The sequence below is a fragment of the Coleofasciculus sp. FACHB-712 genome, from assembly GCF_014695635.1.
In the GTDB taxonomy this organism is placed as follows: domain Bacteria; phylum Cyanobacteriota; class Cyanobacteriia; order Cyanobacteriales; family FACHB-T130; genus FACHB-T130.
Window position 1 is genome coordinate 1 of sequence record NZ_JACJOQ010000200.1, and the last position, 3,181, is coordinate 3,181.

2 protein-coding genes are annotated in these 3,181 nt (G+C 46.5%); both read left to right on the forward strand.

The window, feature by feature from the left end:
• Positions 1-1,179: ATP-binding protein (locus tag H6F50_RS05665; protein ID WP_190427277.1), on the forward strand; the 1,179-nt coding region annotated here is incomplete at its 5' end.
• A 140-nt stretch (positions 1,180-1,319) separates the two neighbouring features.
• On the forward strand, positions 1,320-3,181 hold a 1,862-nt coding region (locus H6F50_RS05670), incomplete at its 3' end, for a PAS domain S-box protein (protein ID WP_190427280.1).

Below are 3,181 nucleotides of genomic sequence, written 5' to 3' on the forward strand. Positions count from 1 at the left end.
GCATTTACTGAGAAAATCCTGCGCCAAGAAATTGTTCGCGTCGATGATGTCAAGACTCTAAACAACGATCTGCCGTTACAGCAGCTGTTATTGACAACGGGTGCGGCTTCTGTGTTAGGGCTACCACTTCAAACACAATTCGGTAGGATTGGCTTAATAATTTGTAATCGCATCCAAGAAGCAAAACCTTGGACGGATGCCGATGTGGCATTGCTTTGCGCGATCGCTAATCAGATGGCGATCGCAATTAACCAAGCTGAACTCTACGCCGACGCTAGTAATTCCGCCCATCTTGCCCAAGATAAAGCCTTGCAACTGGAACAAACATTGCAAGAACTCAAAGAAACTCAAACTCAGCTGATTCAAGCCGAAAAAATGTCCAGCCTCGGTCAGATGGTTGCTGGCATTGCCCACGAATTTAATAACCCGGTTAACTTTATCCACGGCAATCTGCAACACACGAACGACTACGTTCAAGACTTACTTAACTTAGTGAAACTTTATCAGCAACAATATTCTAATCCCGCGCCTAAAATTCAGAGTTTTGTAGAGAAAATTGACCTAGAATTTATCGCTCAAGACCTACCCAAAATGCTGTCTTCTATGAAGATAGGGACGCAGCGAATTCGCGAGCTAGTCTTATCCTTACGGAACTTCTCGCGTCTTGATGAAGCGGAGATGAAAGCCGTTGATCTCCACGAAGGCATGGACAATACGCTGTTAATTTTAAATAACCGTCTCAAAAAAGAGATTAATGTGATTAAACACTATGGCAAGTTACCTCTTGTTGAGTGTTATCCTGCACAGCTCAATCAAGTATTTATGAATATCCTGAGTAATGCGATTGATGCACTGCTGGCTCAGAAAGAGCGGGAAGATAAACAAATTGTTATTTCTAGCCAAGTATTAGGAAAAAATCAGATAATCGTGAGAATTCGGGATAATGGTTCTGGAATCCCACAACCAATTCTAGAGAAAATATTTGACCCGTTTTTCACAACTAAAGATGTCGGGAAGGGAACTGGCTTAGGACTTTCGATTTCCTATCAAATTATGGAAAAGCATCATGGAAAAATTATGGTGAGTTCCCAGATGGATGAAGGAACAGAATTTGCAATTTACCTTCCGATTAAGCAGTCAGGTTTGTCTGCGAAATCGGTTCTAGCCAAGTCAAATTAAGATTCGCCTGCTGTAATTTGCTTCCCACAAACACAAGTCTTGGTTAAACAGTTTTAATCCAAATTTTTGTAGCTGAAGAATCTGAACCAATAGCACCATCATGTAGAATCAACAAATTCTGAATAAGCATCTCAAAAAATATGTCAGAAAGTCGTGTAACCTTCAACGCCGAGGAAGTGTTGCCGGACGAGCGCAACTTCGTCGCCGCTGTTCTAGATACAGCAGCAACTTTGGTAGTGGTTCTCGATACCCAGGGGCGAATTGTCGTTTTTAATCAAGCTTGCCAGCAAACCACTGCTTACTCGGCGGAGGAAGTCAAAGGCAGACCATTCTGGGATTTATTTCTGCTGCCAGAAGAAGTGGAATCTGTCAAAGCGGTCTTCAAAAATCTTCAAGCGGGTCAGTTTCCAAACCAGTATGACAACTATTGGTTAACGCGCGATCGCGATCGCCGTTTGATTGCTTGGTCGAATACGGCGCTGCTTGACTCCTCTGGTGGGGTCAAGTACATCATCGGTACGGGGATTGACATTACCGAGCGTCACCAGGCAGAGCAAGCCTTAAAAAAGGCAAAGGCTGAGCTAGAAATCAGGGTCGAAGAGCGGACGGCTGAACTGAGGAAAGCCAACGAGCAATTGCAGGAAGAAATGCTAGAGCGCCAGCGTACCGAGCTGGCGCTCGAACAAAGCTATCGCCTCTTGCAGGCAGTTATTGAAGGAACACCCGATGCCATCTTTGTCAAGGATCTACAATACCGGGTGGTGATGGCGAATTCAGGTTTTGGCACGATTTTCAATCGGCAGGTGGAGGAAATTATTGGCAAGGATAATACTGAGTTGTTGCCGCCTGAGATTGCCCGTCAGATAAACGAAACTGACCGCCGCGTTATGACATCGGGTGAACCGGAAATGGTTGAGGAAGTTGTCACCATCATGGGAATCACCAAGATTTATCTCTCTACAAAAAGCGTTTTGCGCGATCCTTGTGGAAATGTCATAGGTCTAGTCGGCGTCTCGCGGGATATCACCGAGCGTAAAGCTGCTGAGGAGGCGCTACGAGAATCTGAAGAGCGTTATCGTCACTTTATTGAGACTGCCTTAGAAGGAATTTGGGTGATCGACGCTGAAAGCAAGACGATTTTTGTCAATCGCACACTGGCAGAAATGCTTGGCTACAGCATTGAGGAGATGCAGGGGAAGCCGCTATTTGATTTCATGGATGATGAAGGGAAAGCGATCGCGGCTCGCCAAGTCGAGCTTCGCCGCCAAGGTATCGAGGCCAAGATTGATTTTAAATTATGTCGCAAAGATGGCTCGTTTCGATGGGCAATTGTTTCGACCTCTCCCATCTTCGACTCAGCAGGGAATTATGCTGGAGCCTTTGCGATGATTACGGATATCACCGATCGCCGACAGGCAGAAGAAGCACTGCGCGAAAGTGAGGCGCGACTAAGAGAGCAAGCAAGGCGGGAAAACTTGCTCAACCGTCTCGCTAGCCAAATCCGTAACAGTCTTAACTTAGACAAAGTTTTGGAAACAACCGTGCAAGAGATCCGCAATTTGTTGCAGATTGAGCGGTGTCATTTTGCCTGGTATTACCCTGACAGAGAGGAACCCGGTTGGGCAATTGTTAAGGAAGCTCGCAATTCGGAGCTTTCCGATCTCAGAGGTTATTACCCGATTGCTGCTGTCGGATCGATGGGGCAAAAACTTTTGAACCTGGAAATGCTGCGGATAGATGATATCGAGAAACTGAGCCAGAAGCCGCGAAGCGCAGCTCAGCCAAGCCAGGAGCCACGAAGCGTGGCATACGCTAGCGATCGCCTGTGGCGTAAATTTCTTCGTTCGATGGGCTTCGCCTCTATCTTGGTGCTGCCCATTCAAACTCGATCGGGTACCATTGGTATCCTGAGTTGTTGCCAGAGTTCTGCACCCAGACCTTGGAGAGATTGGGAAGTCGAACTGCTGCACGCTGTAACCGACCAACTTGCGATCGCGATTAA